Below are 16,429 nucleotides of genomic sequence, written 5' to 3' on the forward strand. Positions count from 1 at the left end.
AATTAAGGCTACCCATTGGGTAGCCTTAATTGTATATAGAGATGTTCTTTTTTATTATTGCAGTTCTTCAAACTCCTGAACATCGCCCGGGGCAGCTTTACGAACATTTATAGCTTTGCCATCCTGGTCTAACAAAAAGGCAACAAATTCTACGTTGGCAATATTTGCAATATTTGCGGGTGCAGGTATGCTGAATGTTTTTGTATAGATGTCATACAATTTTGTTTGTGCTGCTGGCACTTCTTCGCCCAAAATAGGAGTAAGGCATGCGCGAAGCACGTGGTTATGCTCAAAATCAGGAATAACATCTACACCGTCGAAATAAGTAGTGTAGTTGTGCTGCTCATATATAAGGCCATTTTCCAGCACATATACCACCAGTTTAAGGTTGCTGAAATCCTGCCCGAATTTTGCGCTTACATCTACAGTAATGTTTCCGTTGCTAACAACAGGTTTAAGTGCAAGCCCCAGCTTAGGGTTAGCTCCTTGTGTAAGGGCTATTGCCTGGGCAATGTTGTTAGGTTCCGGATTAGACCATACTATCCTGCGGTTTAAAAAGCCTTTAGGGTAGCTTGGTATATTTAGTGTAGCTTCGAGAGCAGAAGCATCATAATTATAAGGGTCATACACTATACTTGAGGGGTTGCTCGATGGCCTGTGTATGGCTACTGTAACAACGTCTTCGCTTTGTGTATGTACTAAGTTTATGGCGTGCGCCACGCGTGGGCAGTAACCACACCATGTGCCTGTATAATCTTCTATAAGCAATCTTTTGCGGAAGTTAAGTTCAGATCCATCGCCAAAACTCACTTCGAGAGATTCAGACGAAAGGTTGTAATACTTAGCTGTAATGGTAAAAGTTTTAACTATTTCAGATGTTAGTGTATTGCCTTCTATAGCTACACCGTCTACAAAAAAAACAGCATCGTTAGTATGCTCTACGCCATTGTTATCCCTAACGGTAAATGTTATGGTTTGCCCTGTTCGTTTTACGGAACTGTCTGCAGTTAATATCACAGAATCTGACGACTCGAGTATTTCATAATCACGTGAACAACCAAAAATTACTAACGCAGTAATAAAAAGCAGTGCAAGTATTTTTTTCATTATAAAAGTATTACGATATTCTTAAAACTTATGTTGCTTTAAAATAGTGTAAATGGTTTAGTTTTTAACTATTTTAATTTGAGCTGTTTTGTTTTTATCGGTAGTAAAACGGGCAAAATATACCGCAGATGAAAGCGAAGAAAGATCTACCGACTGAGAACCGGTTTTAACGGCAACATTTTTAACTGCCTGCCCGTTAAGGTTTATTATTTGCAATGTTGCATTTAATGTGGAGTTAAGCTCTAACTGGTTTTTTACTACCGTGTTTTTTACAGTGATGCCCATATTTTGAAGTGCAGAAAAATCATTAATATTGGCTGTTGGCGAATAAACATAGCTAAATGTTCTTAATATGGCAAGTTCCGTACCATTTTCATCTACCTGTATAACGCTTAGAGAATAGGTAACAGGTTCTGTACCGTTGCCTGGATTGTTGCTTAGAAAATGGTCTCCGTCAGGATTTGATTCGCCCGGGGCTAAAGTTAAACCGTCAGCATCAGAAGGTACTGTTGAACCTGTACTGATATTGAAAAAACATTCTTCTCCAAAACAGAACTGTATATTATAATCGGTAGGATAGCTTACGCTGTTTGCTTTTAGTTTTAAATTAATGGTTTCGTCAGATAAATTGGTTACGCTAAGGTTTACCCTGTCACGGTCAGTAAGAGCTGTAAAGGTAAAGACTTGGCCTTCTGTAATTTCTTCGCCATTGCCAAGTAAAGATATTGTTTGAGCCTTTGTTGCAAAACTAACGGCAAATAAAGCTAATAGGATAATTTTTTTCATGGTAATCTAAAATTTGTTTGTAATAGTGTATTTAAGTAAAAAGGCTACCGGAAGCAAAATGCATTGCTCTCCGATAGCTTTTGTAAGATATTATTTAATTAAATAAAATTTTATTCAATAATAATTTTTTCTGTTTTTTGAGAAGTTACCCCTTTAATTTGTGCAATATACATGCCTTTTTGCAGGCTGCTCAGGTTTATGCTGTCGCCATCGTTAATGCCTTTTGCTGTATAAACGGTTTTGCCTGTAACATCCACAATAGTAACATCTACTGTTTCGGCGGTACTAAAGTTTAATATGCCTTTTGTAGGATTAGGGTAAGCAGTAAATTGTTTAGCAAACGCATTATCATGACCCATTGTAGCAGTGGTGCTAAGGGCAGCATCAAGACTTACGGTTGTAAAACTACCCGAAACATAGTTGCTGTAAATCATATCGTTGCCGTTGTATACTTCTATTCCATGAAGTTCGCCTTCACTTGCAGCTGCATCCCATCCGTCGCCAAAACTGTCTCTAAGTTCTATTTTATAGCATTCATTAGCATCAGGCAATGATACAAATTGAGATATTACCGTATTAGCATCAGGTCCGCCACCGCCATACTGGTCTTCATCTCCGGCCTGGAAAGGTCCGCCTGTTGCTACAATGGCATTAGCAGAATTGCGGATTCTCCAAGAGATCTCGCCGGCATAAAAATCGGTGTATATCCTTACTTCAAATTCGTTGTCTGTTTCGGCAGCACTAAAAGGTGTTATGCTAACCTCTTCTGTTGCCAGTTGATTATTAGGGAACGTAGAAAGGTTGTTTACAGATGTAACCTCTACAGTATGGTTTGTCCCTGCTGTAAAAGTAGCGCTGTCAAACGTTATCAGTGTAGTGCTGTATTGAGGAAGACCGGTTGTACTGGTATAAGTTTTTGTTGAAAGCACGTTGTCTCCTTCTTTAAGTACAACGGTAGCGTTGGTAAGGCGGTTTGTTCCAAGGTTTTTCACACGTGCTTTATAAACACCGTCTGCCTGACAAAATGAAGCAGGATCTGCCATAAACGATGGCTTATCGTTAACTCCTGCCATAGGCTGACTTACACATGCAGCATTGATTCTTGTTTTCAGTATAGCTGCCGCAGGTTGTGTAAGTTCTGTGGTTGTTCTTGTTTCAGGGCATATCATGTAAACTGTAGGGAAATAGCTAAGTGCATAAGCCTGAGAAATATCCCCACGTCTGTTGTTGTCTAGATCCGGATCATTTATTATAGGGTAAGGAGAGTGGTGTGTCCAGTCGCCACGCGTTACCGATGTGTCTTCAGGTGTATTGGTACCATAGATGCTTTCTAATGAGGTAGATGGATCGCCTTCTATGAACAGTACCACAACTTCATCAGATCCTCCCGGGCCATACGAGTGGTAAAGGTCATAAAGTGCATTGGTTCCATGGTAGTTCCAGCAAGGGCCACACCATGTAGCAGAGATATCTATAATTACAGTTTTTCCTGCTTCTAAGTAGTCATATAAATGATGCTCTACACCATTAATATCTACAGCAGTAAAATCAGGAGCTATGCTTCCATTAGGCAGCTGCGCATTGGCGCAGATTCCAGATAAAGCAAAAAGTGCAGTGAGTAAAGTTTTTTTCATTTAATTCCAAGCTTTGTAAGTTATGTTTTTCTTAAGGAAAGCCGAAAATATATAAAAACTTTATCATATAAAAAAAATACAATAAAAAAGTTTGATAGGTGGTGTATTTTTGTTTTTGTAACACAAAAAATGTGATAAAAATATATTTTTTCTTTTAAAAGTGTGATTTTTATAATTCTATAAGCTCTATAGGATTATATTTTTGCTTAAAAAACGCTGTTTCGGTTAAATTTTTTTTAATATTGCCGTGCAACAATTTTACCTAAATATTTAAATGCAATGAAAAAATTAGCACTGCTTATAATGTTTTATTGTGCTGCCGCAAACGCACAAAAAGAAATGCCTAATGTTACTATAAAATCTGAAAATAATAAGGCTTATAATGTAAAGAACGATTTTGCAGAAAAAGACAAGCTTTATGTTTTTTCTTTTTGGGCAACATGGTGTGTGCCATGTATTAATGAGTTGGATGCTATCAACGAAAATTATAATGACTGGAGCAAAGAGCTTAATATGGAGGTTGTTGCCATATCTATAGATGACGCGCGCACACAAAAACGTGTAAAGCCTTTACTTAATGGTAAGAACTGGCCCTATACTGTATTGCTCGATGCCAATCAGGACCTGAAAAGAGCACTTTCTGTGGCTAATGTTCCTTATACAGTAGTTGTAAAAAACAAAAAGGTAGTTTATATTCATAACGGATATAGCCAAGGTGCCGAAAAAGAATTGTATAACAAGCTGAAGCAGTTGTAGTTTAAATGAAAAATAAGTTTTTTACGCTGCTTCTGTGTCTTGCCGGTAGTGCGTATGCTCAGGAAAATGACACCATACAGGCAGAAAAGAAAGATTATGGCAAAGTGTACGGTGGGTTCGAGTCTAACTCACAATGGTATTTAAACGATAAGGGTACCGGCGTTAGCCAGGATGCACCACCTATCAATAATAAGCCTGTCCGATCAAATAACTATTTACTGGTTAACTATCAGTATAAAGGTTTTTCTGCAGGTATACAGGCAGAGGCTTATGCTCCGGCATTGTTAAACTATAATCCGGGTTTCGATGGTGTAAATGTAGGTACGTGGTATGCGGCATACCGTACTAATAAACTGGAACTTACTGCCGGATATTTTTATGAGCAGTTTGGCAGCGGGCTGCTGCTGCGCGCATGGGAAGACCGTGCACTCGGAATTAATACAGCTCTGCGTGGCGGGCGTGTAATATACCGACCTACTGATAATGTAAGGCTAACAGCGCTCTACGGTCGCCAGCGCACGGGGTTTGATGTAGCTAACAGTGATATTTATGGCTTTGATTCTGATTTTAATCTTAGCAGTCTGTTTAAATTTGAGGTGTCCGATCTGTCTTTTGGCGCGACCTATGTAGGCAGGTATGAAAAAACAACGATACCTAACCCAAATTTTGATGCGCTTACCAATGCTTTTGCAGGTCGTATCAACTTTATACACAATGCTTTTTATGTTTCGGGAGAATATAACTATAAGCAGGAAGACGGTGTGCTTGATGTGCAAAATTTAATTGATAACGATTTTGTTAAGCCAGGTAATGCTGTGTTGCTAAACCTTGGCTATTCTAAAAAAGGCCTTGGTATAGATGCTACTTTCAGGCGTATAGAAAACCTTAAGTTTTTGAGCGAAAGAGAACCTGCTTTTGTAGATGCTACATCGTCGAGTCTTAACTATAACGACAGGGTGCTTAATTTTACACCTGCACTCACAAAACAGCACCATAGCAATCTGGCCAATATATATGTATATCAGGCGCAAAGCAAGGTAGATTTTATAGGTACACAAATACTAAAAGCCGGAGAGACCGGAGGACAGATAGATGTGTTTTATGACTTTGCAAAAGAAACTGCTCTTGGTGGAAAGTATGGAACTAAACTGGCGGTTAATATGTCGAGCTGGTATAATCTACCGGGGCAATACAGGCTGGCTCCGGCCGATTACAACACTAAGTTTTTTGGTGTGGGTACCAAATATTTTTCTGATTACAATATAGAGGTGCGCAAGCAGCTTTCTGAGTCGTGGCACACTGCTGTATATTACATCAACCAGTACTACAATAAAGAGTGGCTAGAAGGCGGAGAAAAAGTTAAGACTAATATAGTTACCGGAGAGGCTACCTACAACTTTACCCCATCTAAATCAATAAGGTTTGAGGCAGAGCACATGTGGGCTGATGCCGATAAGAAAAACTGGGCATGCGGTACACTGGAACTCAATTTAAACGATACCTGGTCTTTTTATGTGTGGGATATTTATAACTATGGCAATGATGACGAAAATATGCAAACACATTATTATAATATGGGTGGAGCATATAGAATAGGCGCTACACGCATTGCCGCAAATTATGGGCGTCAGCGCGGTGGCCTTGTATGTGTGGGTGGTGTGTGCCGTTTTGTGCCGGAGAGTACAGGTTTTACCCTAAATCTTAGTACTGCATTTTAAAACAATTTCATTATATAAACAAATACTGCCGCATTAGTGCGGCAGTATTTGTTTATATAATTCAGCATTTTCTGCAAACTGTTTTATTACAAGGTTTCTTTCGCTTAAAAATTGAGTCATATACTTTTCTAAAAAAGCGCATCGGCCATTTGTCCAAGAACACCAAACGGACTTTTATAGTCAAAAATATCGGTCATTAAAACACCATGGTTTGTTTCCTCAAAAATATGATCGTGTTTAAAGCTTTTAAAAGCTCCCGAGGTCATTTCATCTGTAAAAGAATGTGCATAGTTAAAAGCTGTAATACTGCTGGTGAGTTTTTGCGTTATGCCAAAATGTTTTGCACGCCACGTAACGCTTTCTCCTAAGTTAATAAGTCCGCTTGTTCTTCCTGCAACAGCTTCTTCGTTGGTTTTGGCTGTAGATATTTTGTGCAGGTCTATGCTTCGCGATAGGTCGAACACTACCTTTATGGGGGCGTTTATAACAGTAATTAGGGTTATTACAGGCATTTTAATTATAAACCCTTAAACTCGTAGGGCTGGTGATTTGTATGCGATATGATTTTAAGGGAAATCGCACATCTGCGGTTGTAGTGCCGTCAAAAAGGCTGTATTCTACATCGTCGCAGGGGCATTTGGCCATAATGCCTGTTCTTTGCAGCATGGAACAATTTGTAATGGGCTGGTTAGGGCATGAGTTCTCGAAAGCTACATAGCCACCACCGGTGTTCATAACTATTACGCCATTTATGCCTGCTCCGGCTTCGTTTATAAGTACAGGGTTTGCAGTATAAAGCAGGTTGGTATATTGCGGAAGGTTCATGTCTATGCTAACGCTAAAACTGTAGTTTGGCAGGAACGAATTATTGTTATTATAGTCGTCGCTATGGCAGGCTGTGATTAATGAGATAATAAAAAGTACAAAAAGATATTTTTTCATGGCGGTTAAAATTTTACCTAAAAATTATGAAACAAATTTAATTTAATTAACTTTGGGATATGCTAAAGCATGCTTAAAAATTGATTTAACAAAAAAATGTATCTTTGCATACACAAAATCCCGTCCTCATGGGATTTTTTCTATTTATATAAACGATGAAGTTATGAGTACAGTATCTTACTACACAGCAGAAGGGTTAAAAAAGTTAAGGGATGAGCTGGATCAGCTAAAAAGTATAGAACGTCCAAAAGCCAGCCAGGCTATTGCCGAGGCAAGGGATAAAGGCGACCTTAGTGAAAATGCAGAATATGATGCCGCAAAAGAGGCGCAGGGTTTGTTGGAACTAAAAATAGCTAAAATGGAAGAATTGGCTGCTAATGCACGTCTAATAGACGAGTCGCAGTTAGACACTTCTAAAGCATTGGTGCACTCTACTGTAAAGATTAAAAACCAGGTAAACGGCATGGAAATGACCTATACCCTTGTTGCCGAAAGCGAGGCCGACCTTAAAAACGGCAAGATATCGGTAACATCGCCTATTGGCAGAGGGTTGCTGGGTAAATCTGTGGGAGAGGTTGCCGAAATAAAAGTGCCAAACGGTACGCTAAAATTTGAGTTATTAGAACTTTCAAGATAAAAATATCTCACTATGAGTAGTATATTCACTAAAATAGTAAATGGCGAAATACCGGCTTACAAGATAACAGAAGACGACAATTTTCTTGCTTTTTTAGATGTAAACCCTAACGCTAAAGGACATGCGCTTTGCATACCAAAACAGGAAATAAATAAAATTTTTGATATGCCGGAAGACTTGTATCTTGGATTAATGCAGTTTTCCCGCAAGGTTGCCATAGCGTTAGAAAAAACCGTTCCGTGTAAAAGGGTGGGCGTAGCTGTCGTGGGGCTGGAAGTTCCGCATGTACATGTACATTTAATACCTCTTAATGAAATGGATGAAATGCGCTTTATAAATAAGGTTAAACTCGAAAAAGAAGAGTTTGAAGAATTAGCAAAAGCAATAGCAAATAACCTGTAAAAACTACAATCCCGAAGCCAATTTCGGGATTTTTGCGTATAAATACTTAATTTTTTCGTTCAAAATACCCAATAATAGGTATTGTTTCCGGTGTGATGTAAGTCTATATTTACAAACAAATAGCCTCTTTATTCCCACCTTATGAAAAAATTATTACTCTCTGCTTTTTTACTTTGTGCTTCTTTTTTACATGCGCAGATAGACTTTTGCGGTTCTGATGAAGTAAACCGCCAATACCTGTCAGAACATCCTGAAATTGCCGAAAGGCTCAATGAGTTTAATCTTCGCCTTTCAGAAGATATAAAAAGCGGGCGTTCTGCCCTGCAGCGTTCTGCTAATAACGGAGTCTATGAAATTCCGGTTGTAGTGCATGTTATTCATACCGGAGGTGCCGTTGGTACCCAATACAATCCTACTGATGTGCAAATTGAAAACTGGATAGAATATGCCAACAATATATTTGCTGCCGGCCCCGGTTTTACAAATTCTGAAGTTATACCTGTACGACTTGTGCTGGCGCAGCGCGATGCAAACTGCAATGCAACAACCGGAATTGTAAGGGTTAACGGTAGTGGAATTTCAGGGTATTCCCAAAATGGTTTAAACCGCTCCCTTACAACCGGGGCAACCCAGGATCAGTTAAGAGCCTTGAGCAGATGGACTGCCGATTTCTTCTATAATATCTACATAGTGAATACTATTGACAGTGGCAGTAGTACAACAGGTTTTGCCTATTATGCCGGAGCAACGCCTGGTGTAGATGGTGCTTTTATGAAAGCATCGGTTGTAAATACATCAAACAATACACTGGCGCATGAAATTGGCCATGCAATGGGACTGAAGCATGTGTTTGACGGGGCAAGCAGTAGTGGCGGACAGTGTCCTGTAAATGCCGATTGTACTTTGGATAATGATATGGTTTGCGATACTGCACCTGTGCAAAGTCTCCTTAGTACATACCCTTATCCTACAAATAATTCTTTCAATGTTTGCTCCCAGGCCAATTATAACGGGGAGCAGCATAATATAATGAACTATGGAGCTATTCGTGACAGGTTTACTCTTGGACAGTCTGAAAGGGCTGTGGCGCAGGTCCTGCAATTCAGGCAGTCGCTGCTTAGTTCTAAAGGCGGCATGGCACCCGATGCTAATCAGGCAATAGAGGTGGTTTCGGGTTGTACTCCTTATAATGCAGGCGTTATAGCTGCTAATTATGCAATTGGCCCAAGACAGGTAACATTTGGTACTATTAATAATTTTACATCGGGAAGACTTGCTGATGCATCTGATTATTATGTTGATTATAGCCAGTTGTCGTGCCTGTCACGCAGTGTTTCCACATCTGTTCTTTATAATACAGGAACAGACCTGACGGTGGGTATAGGTATTAATAACCAAAATATTAAAGTATATATAGATTATAATAACGACGGGCAGTTTAATGAAACTAATGAACTGGTTTTAAACCGTTCGTATGTAGCTGCAAACACTACAGTTACAGGAAGTGTTACGCCACCTGTAAGTGCCGTAAGAAATGTTCCGTTGAGAATGAGGGTAATTTCTGATTTCGCTAATTTTACTCCAACAGCTTGTATTGCGCCTGTATACGGACAAACTGAAGACTACGCAGTAACAATTGTTACAGAACTCTCTACAACTCAATTTGCTGAAGAAAATAAGGTTTCGGTATATCCTAACCCGGTTAAAGACATAGTTACCGTTAATACAGGTGGAATGATAAAGGCTATTGCCGTGTTCGACACCAATGGCAGACAGGTATTTAATGGCACTTACAACAGCAAAGAAGCCAATGTAAACCTAAGCAATATTTCAGCAGGTGTTTATATTATGAAGATAGATAATGGCAATGCCACCACTACACAAAAGCTCATTAAAGAATAAGTTAGGGTTTCTTTAAACTCTTTTAAAACTGGCCTGCATGGTTGTGCCCTTGCCCAGTTCTGAGGTTAACACCTTGATTTTGCCTTTATGGTATTCTTCTACAATGCGTTTAGTGAGCGACAGGCCAAGCCCCCAGCCACGGCTTTTTGTAGTAAAGCCCGGTTCGAAAACTTTACGGAACTGGGCTTTTGGAATGCCCTTGCCGCTATCGCAAACCTTTATTTTTACAAAGCGGTCGGTTTCGTCAATAATAATTTCGAGCCTGCCTTTGCCTTTCATGGCATCTATGGCATTTTTTACCAGGTTTTCTATGGTCCAGCTATGTAGTTCAGGGTTAAGTAAAACGGGTATTGCATGCGCGGGTGCATTAAATACAAACTCAACCTGTTTAGACGCCCGTGCTTTAAGGTAAGCAAATGATCTTTCGGTTTCTGCAACAATATCACGCTCTTCTAATAATGGTTCACTGCCAATTTTAGAAAACCTGTCGGCAATGGTTTGCAGGCGTGCCACATCTTTTTCCACTTCGGCAACAGTATCGGGGTCTACATCATCTGCCCGCATGATCTCTATCCAGCCTAATAAAGACGATAGGGGAGTGCCTATTTGGTGAGCGGTTTCTTTTGCCATACCTGCCCACAACCTGTTTTGTGCGCCCATGCGGGTGGCACGATAAAAGTTATATATAACGGTACCAAAAAGCAATATAACCAATGCCAGGGCAAACGGATAATATTTTAAAACCTTGAGTAGTGTAGAGTTACCATAATATACATACTGGAACTCACCTGGCAAATATTCAAAAGTAAGCGGCGTGTTGGCCGATTTAAACTCTTCGAGGCGTTTGTAGGCCTGCAAAGAATCTTTCATTATTTTATCGTCTATGTTTTTCCAGCTTGTAATATGGCCATCGCCATCGGCTAAAATTATCGGAATGGTGGTGTTGTTGTCGCTAACCCGTTGAGGCAGTTCAAGCTCTTTACTGTCTATTGGGGCATTAGCAATGGTCTCGGTTGCGCTAACCCAAAGCTTCATTTTATAGTCTTCCTCTTCTTTAAATATCTGAAAAAGATAGTAGGTATTCCATATAATAAAGAGTACTATAAAAAAGGAAACCCCAATAATAACCCAACGTGCAAGGCTCCTCTTATCTGTAATTTGCATACACTGTAATTTGTGGCTTAAAGATACTAAAAGTTTTGTGGCAGGAGGTTGTAGACAGTAATAACGCAAAAGACCCCGTATTATTTTATTAACAATGCAGTGTGGCATTAGCTATAAAAGTATCTTTGTATAAAAAAGCAAGAATGCTTACCATAGACCCAAAAGAACTAAGTACACCAAAACTGCACGGATATTTGCAAAGCGCTGTAGGGCCAAGACCCATTGCACTTGCCAGTACTATAGACAGCAACGGTGTGCCCAATGTTTCGCCTTTTAGTTTTTTTAACTTGTTTAGCAGTAATCCTCCGGTGCTGATATTTTCACCATCAAGAAGAGTGAGGGATAATACAGTTAAACATACACTGCTTAATGCCGAGCTTAACCGCGAGGTAGTTATTAATGTGGTAAACTATGCCATGGTACAGCAAACTTCTTTAAGCAGCACCGAGTATGCAGGTGGGGTAAACGAGTTTATAAAAGCAGGTTTTACTATGCTGCCGTCTGATATTGTTAAGCCGTTTAGGGTTAAAGAAGCTCCGGTGCAGTTTGAATGCCGTGTAAACGATATTATTGCTCTGGGGACAGAAGGAGGTGCCGGAAACCTTATATTGTGCGAAGTTCTTAAAATGCATATTGACGAAAGTGTGCTGGATGATGCCGGAAATATAGACCAACATAAAATAGACCTTGTGTCAAGGCTTGGTGGTAATTGGTATTCGAGATCGGCAGATGGCCTGTTTGAGGTAGAAAAACCACTTACAACACTGGGAATAGGGGTAGATGCCATACCTGATGATGTAAGGCAAAGTACTGTTTTTGACGGTAACGACCTTGGTAAACTTGGCAATATAGAACGATTGCCAACAACCGAAGAAATTGATACATTTGTAAAAGAGAGTTTTGAGGCAAAAGCAGTGCTAAGTGCCGATGACCCTGATAAAAAGCTGGCTAAGGCTAAAGAATATCTTGACCAGAACCGCCTTACAGAGGCGTGGAAAATAATACTTGCTAAGAAAAATTTTTAATTATTGTATAACGATTGCTACCCTTTTAGTTGGTAGAAAATAACAAAAACACATATGGAAGTTTCAGGAAGAATTAAGATGATTGACGAAACCAAAGCCTTTGGAGCTAACGGTTTTAGGAAGAGGGAAGTTGTAGTTACTACAGATGAGCAGTATCCGCAGCATATTATGATAGAGTTTACACAGGACAAGTGCGACCTGCTAAACAATTATCAGGTTGGTGAGCCGGTAAGGGTTTCTATAAACTTAAGAGGTAGGGAATGGGTTAACCCTCAGGGTGAAACTAAATACTTTAACTCTATACAGGGCTGGAGAATAGAAAAAGGTGGCGATGCACCACAACAGGGTGGCTACCAACAACAGCCTCAATATCAGCCACAGCAGGGTTATGGACAACAAGGATACGGTCAGCCACAGTATGGCCAGCAACCACAATACGGCCAGCCACAACAGGGCGGATTCCAGCAGGCGCCACAGCAAAACTTCCCGCAGCCACCTGCACCACGTGATGCTTTTGAACCTGCAACAAACTACAAAGAAGAAGACCACGACGACCTTCCGTTTTAATTTTTAGAATTACGGATTAAATTGGATTTTTGTTCTATACAAAAGATCCGTGAGGCATTGCCTTACGGATCTTTTTAATTTACAGCACAGGATGTTGAGTTCAATGTAAGTCAGGTCAATTCAAATTAAAACAATATCTTTGGCTTAACAAAAAACTAACAAAACTGTTGTATGCAAATAGCTTTTAGGCCGTTCTTAATGGCGGCGTCGGCCTTATTAATTATAGGTTGTTCTGAAAAAGAAACCCAATATCCGGATCCGCTGGTCACTAACCGCGATACTACCGTAAATCCTTCCGATAATTTTTTTATGTATGCCAATGGCGGCTGGTTTAAACATCATCCAATTCCTGATAGTGAGCGCAGCAATGGTATTTTCAGGACAATTGCAGATACTGTTAATGCACAGGTAAAAGCTATTTGCGAGAAAGCTGCCGGTAATAAAAATGCTGCTAAAGGTAGTAACGAGCAAAAGATAGGAGACTTTTATGCTTCCGGGCTCGACACTATTGCTATAGAAAAAGAAGGGCTCAAACCACTTGCCGGGTTTATGCAACGCATAGATGCTGTTAAGGATGTGCCATCTTTAATGCAAACTGTTGCCTATTTGCACACTGTAGGAACATCGCCTTTGTATGGTTTTTATATTGGACAGGACGATAAGATAAGCACTAAACATGCAGCATTCTTTTCGCAGGCACGTTTAGGTATAGGTAACCGTGATTATTATTTTAATGATGATGCCGAGGCAGTGAACATACGTGCTGAATATGTAAAATATGTTGCGGCCGTCTTAAAGATAATAGGAGAGGATACAAACGCTGCTAATACAGGGGCCGCTAATATAATGAAGCTGGAAACGGCACTTGCATCATCTTCGCGAAAGCTGGAGGAGTTGCGTGACCCTATTAAAAACTACAATAAAGTTACACTTGCAGCATTTAATGCTTCCACACCCGATATGAACTGGGGTAAACTGCTACCGGAAATGGGTGTGACAAAGGTTGATACTGTTATTGTTGGACAACCCGAATATTTTGCAGCCCTTAACAAAATGGTAAAGACTGTTCCTTTAAATGATCTTAAAACCTACCTTAAGTTTAATTTGGTTAACAGCTATGCGCCTTACCTTAATGAAGCTGTTGCCGATGAGAATTTTCATTTTTACAGTACCGTTATGGGCGGGGTTACAAAACAAAGGCCCCGTTGGAAAAGGGTTGTTGAAGAAACAAACAGTATGCTTGGCGAGCTTATAGGGCAGGTGTATGTAAAAGACTATTTACCAAAAGGTACAAAAGAAAAGCTCGTTGAAATTGGAAACAATATTAGGGAAGTCTATGCTGAACGTATTAAAAATTTAGACTGGATGAGTGAACCTACTAAGAAAAAAGCTTTACAGAAACTAAGTAGGATAATAATGAAGGTGGGGTATCCTGACAAATGGAAAGATATGAGCAGTGTTACAGTTGGCCATTCTTATTGTGGCAATGTCATAGAGGTGGCCAAGTGGCATTACAGGTATATGATCGCTAAATATGGTAAGCCTGTTGATCGTACAGAGTGGAGCATGACGCCGCAAACCTATAATGCTTATTACAATCCAAGCAATAACGAAATTGTTGTACCAGCCTGCAACATTGTTGTGCCTGGGTTTGAGGGCCGTCTGCCGGATGATGCAATTTTATATGGCATTATAGGAGGATCTGTTTTTGGGCATGAAATTACACATGGGTTTGATGATCAGGGTGCGCAGTATGACGATAAAGGCAATCTTAATAACTGGTGGACACCCGAAGACCTTGCGCGCTTTAATGCTAAAACAAAACTTATTGTAGATCAGTTTAATAAATTTGAAGCTTTGCCGGGCAAGTTTGTAAACGGAGATGCTACCCAGGGAGAAAACATTGCCGATCTTGGCGGTGTTGTTATGGGCTATGAAGCATTTAAAAAAACACCACAATTTAAAGAGAACCAAAAGATCAGCGGATTTACTCCGCAGCAGCGTTACTTTTTAGCCTATGCCTATGCATGGATGGTTAATATTAAAAAAGAGGCACTGTCGCAACAAATAATGACCGATGTGCATGCTCCGGCACAATACAGAATAAATGGACCGCTTGCCAACATGCCAGAGTTCTATGAGGCATTCTCGATCAAGCAGGGAAGCAGTATGCGCCAGCCCGATAGTTTAAGGGTGGTTATTTGGTAGAAGATATAAAGTAATATAAAATTCGGGGCATTTGTAAGTTTTAGCCAAAGACTTATAAATGCCCCGAATTGTTTTTAAAACTGTTCCTCTGTAAGTTCTTTGTTAATCATTGCTCCGGCAAGACTCCCGGTTGCCACAGCATTTGAGACTGATCGCATCATTACGGAGTTATCGCCACAGGCAAATATTCCCTTAACTGTAGTTTTTTGGAATCCGTCGGTTCTAATATATCCTTGTTCGGTAAGTTCACAACCCAATTGTACAGGAATATCTGAATGCTGTACAAACGGCAGTGCTGCATAAATGGCTTCGAAGTTCATTTTACTGCCATTATCTAAAATTACATTTTTAAGTCGCCCGTTTTCGTGCTCCAATGCTGCAATTTGATTTTCGACAATGCTGATATTGTGTTTTTTTAGCCTTGTTAGTTGTTCCTGGTCAAAGTTTGCATGGCTTTGAGTAAATATGGTAATATCATTGGATAGGTTGTTAACTAAAGAAGCCAGATGCATGGCTCTTTCGCCATTTACCATGATACCGGTCCTTTTTTTTCGAAACTCATAACCATGGCAATAGGGGCAATGTATGGCAGTAATACCCCAACAATCTGCAAAACCTTGTATGTTTGGCATTATATCTTTTATTCCTGTTGCAAATAGTAGCTTTTTAGAATAAAAAGTCATACCACTTTGTGTTGTAACCTCAAAACCACGATCTGATTTTGTACCGCTAATTGCCAGGCCGTTATGCAATTGTATGGTATCATATTTTAAAACCTGCTCTCTTGCTTTTTGTGCAATGTTGGCAGGAGTTTCTCCGTCGTGCGTAATAAAGTTGTGGGAGCGCGGTGTTGGCTGATTGCATGGAGAACCGCTGTCTATTATTAAAACGGTTCTCAAGGAACGGCCTAATGCCATAGCTGCTGACAGCCCGGAATAGCTGCCGCCTATAATGATTACGTCGAAGTTGGTGTCAGGTGTCATTGTACAGATTTGTATGTTGTTGAGGTATCAAAAGTAATGAAACATTTATTAATGCGACATTGTTGCATTAATAAATGTTTTTTATGCTAACTTTGTTTGAAAGAAATGATGCAGAAATTAAACGCAGGAGCACGCAAACGCAGGAGGCTGTTTTGAATGTATTGATCCAGTCTAAAAAAGCCATGAGCCACGAAGCTATAGGCAAAAAAATAGATGTAGATATAGACCGTGCCACGATTTACAGAATATTAAATCGCTTTTGCGAGGACGGTGTATTGCACAAAATTGTTGCTGAAGACGGCAAGCAGTATTTTGCTGTTTGTATAAAGTGCGAAGATAAGGAGCGGGCTGCCCATCATTTTCATTTTCGTTGCACAAAATGCCAAACTATTGAATGTTTGCCTGTGCCTGTGCATTTTTCGTTAGGTGTGGGCTATAATGTGGAAAGTGTAAACTGTGTGCTTACAGGAACGTGCAAGGAGTGTAGTTAGTTAGGGTTATATGTTTGAAATTAGATTCTTAAGGCGTGTGGAGCAAGATGAGTAATGCTTTAAAGCGTCGAATATTATTATATCTGCTACATTATTAATAGGATGCT

General features: G+C 39.9%; 16 protein-coding genes. 9 read left to right on the forward strand and 7 right to left on the reverse strand.

The features are described from left to right. Positions 1–54: 54 nt before the first annotated feature. The 3 genes from GR160_RS09375 to GR160_RS09385 all read right to left on the reverse strand — a co-directional run bounded on the left by GR160_RS09375 (position 55) and on the right by GR160_RS09385 (position 3,527). On the reverse strand, positions 55–1,107 hold the full coding sequence (locus GR160_RS09375; protein WP_160749624.1) for an Omp28-related outer membrane protein: 1,053 nt from the start codon (positions 1,105–1,107) through the stop codon (positions 55–57). Positions 1,108–1,164: 57 nt separating this feature from the next. Next, on the reverse strand, positions 1,165–1,893 hold the full coding sequence (locus GR160_RS09380; protein ID WP_160749625.1) for a T9SS type A sorting domain-containing protein: 729 nt from the start codon (positions 1,891–1,893) through the stop codon (positions 1,165–1,167). Between the two features lie 110 nt (positions 1,894–2,003). Then, the gene (locus tag GR160_RS09385) at positions 2,004–3,527 is read right to left on the reverse strand and encodes a T9SS type A sorting domain-containing protein (RefSeq protein WP_160749626.1); all 1,524 of its coding nucleotides are present in this window, start codon (positions 3,525–3,527) and stop codon (positions 2,004–2,006) included. Between the two features lie 279 nt (positions 3,528–3,806). On the opposite strand from GR160_RS09385, the gene GR160_RS09390 reads away from it, so the two are divergent. Further along, positions 3,807–4,283, forward strand: coding sequence for a TlpA disulfide reductase family protein (locus GR160_RS09390; RefSeq protein ID WP_160749627.1), 477 nt, complete (start codon positions 3,807–3,809; stop codon positions 4,281–4,283). Between the two features lie 5 nt (positions 4,284–4,288). Continuing rightward, complete coding sequence (locus GR160_RS09395) at positions 4,289–6,001, forward strand: DUF6029 family protein (protein ID WP_160749628.1); 1,713 nt, start codon at positions 4,289–4,291, stop codon at positions 5,999–6,001. A 128-nt stretch (positions 6,002–6,129) separates the two neighbouring features. Here the strand turns inward: GR160_RS09395 and GR160_RS09400 are convergent, their stop codons facing one another. Both GR160_RS09400 and GR160_RS09405 read right to left on the reverse strand, forming a co-directional pair. Beyond that, positions 6,130–6,513: a cell division protein gene (locus tag GR160_RS09400; RefSeq protein WP_370519212.1), complete on the reverse strand. Its 384-nt coding sequence runs from the start codon at positions 6,511–6,513 to the stop codon at positions 6,130–6,132. A 1-nt stretch (position 6,514) separates the two neighbouring features. Next, positions 6,515–6,943 (reverse strand): hypothetical protein, encoded by a 429-nt coding sequence (locus GR160_RS09405; RefSeq protein ID WP_160749629.1) that lies wholly within the window; start codon positions 6,941–6,943, stop codon positions 6,515–6,517. A 163-nt stretch (positions 6,944–7,106) separates the two neighbouring features. Between GR160_RS09405 and greA the strand changes: the two genes are divergently transcribed. The 3 genes from greA to GR160_RS09420 all read left to right on the forward strand — a co-directional run bounded on the left by greA (position 7,107) and on the right by GR160_RS09420 (position 9,884). Then, positions 7,107–7,580 carry a transcription elongation factor GreA gene (gene greA, locus GR160_RS09410; RefSeq protein WP_160749630.1) on the forward strand — a complete coding sequence of 158 codons (474 nt, stop codon included), beginning with the start codon at positions 7,107–7,109 and terminating at the stop codon, positions 7,578–7,580. 12 nt (positions 7,581–7,592) lie between these two features. Continuing rightward, positions 7,593–7,982 carry an HIT family protein gene (locus GR160_RS09415; protein WP_160749631.1) on the forward strand — a complete coding sequence of 130 codons (390 nt, stop codon included), beginning with the start codon at positions 7,593–7,595 and terminating at the stop codon, positions 7,980–7,982. Between the two features lie 141 nt (positions 7,983–8,123). Continuing rightward, positions 8,124–9,884: a zinc-dependent metalloprotease gene (locus GR160_RS09420; RefSeq protein WP_160749632.1), complete on the forward strand. Its 1,761-nt coding sequence runs from the start codon at positions 8,124–8,126 to the stop codon at positions 9,882–9,884. 12 nt (positions 9,885–9,896) lie between these two features. Here GR160_RS09420 and GR160_RS09425 read toward each other — a convergent pair whose 3' ends face one another. Then, entirely contained in the window at positions 9,897–11,048 is a 1,152-nt protein-coding gene (locus GR160_RS09425; RefSeq protein ID WP_160749633.1) for a PAS domain-containing sensor histidine kinase, read from the reverse strand. A 143-nt stretch (positions 11,049–11,191) separates the two neighbouring features. Between GR160_RS09425 and GR160_RS09430 the strand changes: the two genes are divergently transcribed. From GR160_RS09430 to GR160_RS09440, 3 genes are all read left to right on the forward strand, one after another. After that, positions 11,192–12,073: a flavin reductase family protein gene (locus GR160_RS09430; RefSeq protein WP_160750082.1), complete on the forward strand. Its 882-nt coding sequence runs from the start codon at positions 11,192–11,194 to the stop codon at positions 12,071–12,073. A gap of 54 nt (positions 12,074–12,127) precedes the next feature. Then, positions 12,128–12,640: a DUF3127 domain-containing protein gene (locus tag GR160_RS19555; protein ID WP_160749634.1), complete on the forward strand. Its 513-nt coding sequence runs from the start codon at positions 12,128–12,130 to the stop codon at positions 12,638–12,640. Positions 12,641–12,811: 171 nt separating this feature from the next. Beyond that, positions 12,812–14,848, forward strand: coding sequence for a M13 family metallopeptidase (locus tag GR160_RS09440; RefSeq protein WP_160749635.1), 2,037 nt, complete (start codon positions 12,812–12,814; stop codon positions 14,846–14,848). Positions 14,849–14,922: 74 nt separating this feature from the next. Here the strand turns inward: GR160_RS09440 and GR160_RS09445 are convergent, their stop codons facing one another. Continuing rightward, positions 14,923–15,831 (reverse strand): NAD(P)/FAD-dependent oxidoreductase, encoded by a 909-nt coding sequence (locus tag GR160_RS09445; RefSeq protein ID WP_160749636.1) that lies wholly within the window; start codon positions 15,829–15,831, stop codon positions 14,923–14,925. An 83-nt stretch (positions 15,832–15,914) separates the two neighbouring features. Here GR160_RS09445 and GR160_RS09450 point away from each other — a divergent pair, with 83 nt between their 5' ends. Then, positions 15,915–16,322 carry a Fur family transcriptional regulator gene (locus GR160_RS09450; protein ID WP_202390756.1) on the forward strand — a complete coding sequence of 136 codons (408 nt, stop codon included), beginning with the start codon at positions 15,915–15,917 and terminating at the stop codon, positions 16,320–16,322. Positions 16,323–16,429: the final 107 nt, after the last annotated feature.

The organism is Flavobacterium sp. Sd200, from assembly GCF_009826935.1.
GTDB lineage: Bacteria > Bacteroidota > Bacteroidia > Flavobacteriales > Flavobacteriaceae > Flavobacterium.

Coding starts and splice junctions, on each gene's coding strand:
- GR160_RS19555 (WP_160749634.1), top strand. CDS start 12,128: ATGGAAGTTTCAGGAAGAATTAAGATGATTGACGAAACCAAAGCCTTT.
- GR160_RS09420 (WP_160749632.1), top strand. CDS start 8,124: ATGAAAAAATTATTACTCTCTGCTTTTTTACTTTGTGCTTCTTTTTTA.
- GR160_RS09390 (WP_160749627.1), top strand. CDS start 3,807: ATGAAAAAATTAGCACTGCTTATAATGTTTTATTGTGCTGCCGCAAAC.
- GR160_RS09395 (WP_160749628.1), top strand. CDS start 4,289: ATGAAAAATAAGTTTTTTACGCTGCTTCTGTGTCTTGCCGGTAGTGCG.
- GR160_RS09445 (WP_160749636.1), bottom strand. CDS start 15,831: ATGACACCTGACACCAACTTCGACGTAATCATTATAGGCGGCAGCTAT.
- greA (WP_160749630.1), top strand. CDS start 7,107: ATGAGTACAGTATCTTACTACACAGCAGAAGGGTTAAAAAAGTTAAGG.
- GR160_RS09440 (WP_160749635.1), top strand. CDS start 12,812: ATGCAAATAGCTTTTAGGCCGTTCTTAATGGCGGCGTCGGCCTTATTA.
- GR160_RS09450 (WP_202390756.1), top strand. CDS start 15,915: ATGCTAACTTTGTTTGAAAGAAATGATGCAGAAATTAAACGCAGGAGC.
- GR160_RS09380 (WP_160749625.1), bottom strand. CDS start 1,893: ATGAAAAAAATTATCCTATTAGCTTTATTTGCCGTTAGTTTTGCAACA.
- GR160_RS09425 (WP_160749633.1), bottom strand. CDS start 11,048: ATGCAAATTACAGATAAGAGGAGCCTTGCACGTTGGGTTATTATTGGG.
- GR160_RS09385 (WP_160749626.1), bottom strand. CDS start 3,527: ATGAAAAAAACTTTACTCACTGCACTTTTTGCTTTATCTGGAATCTGC.
- GR160_RS09400 (WP_370519212.1), bottom strand. CDS start 6,513: ATGCCTGTAATAACCCTAATTACTGTTATAAACGCCCCCATAAAGGTA.
- GR160_RS09405 (WP_160749629.1), bottom strand. CDS start 6,943: ATGAAAAAATATCTTTTTGTACTTTTTATTATCTCATTAATCACAGCC.
- GR160_RS09430 (WP_160750082.1), top strand. CDS start 11,192: ATGCTTACCATAGACCCAAAAGAACTAAGTACACCAAAACTGCACGGA.
- GR160_RS09375 (WP_160749624.1), bottom strand. CDS start 1,107: ATGAAAAAAATACTTGCACTGCTTTTTATTACTGCGTTAGTAATTTTT.
- GR160_RS09415 (WP_160749631.1), top strand. CDS start 7,593: ATGAGTAGTATATTCACTAAAATAGTAAATGGCGAAATACCGGCTTAC.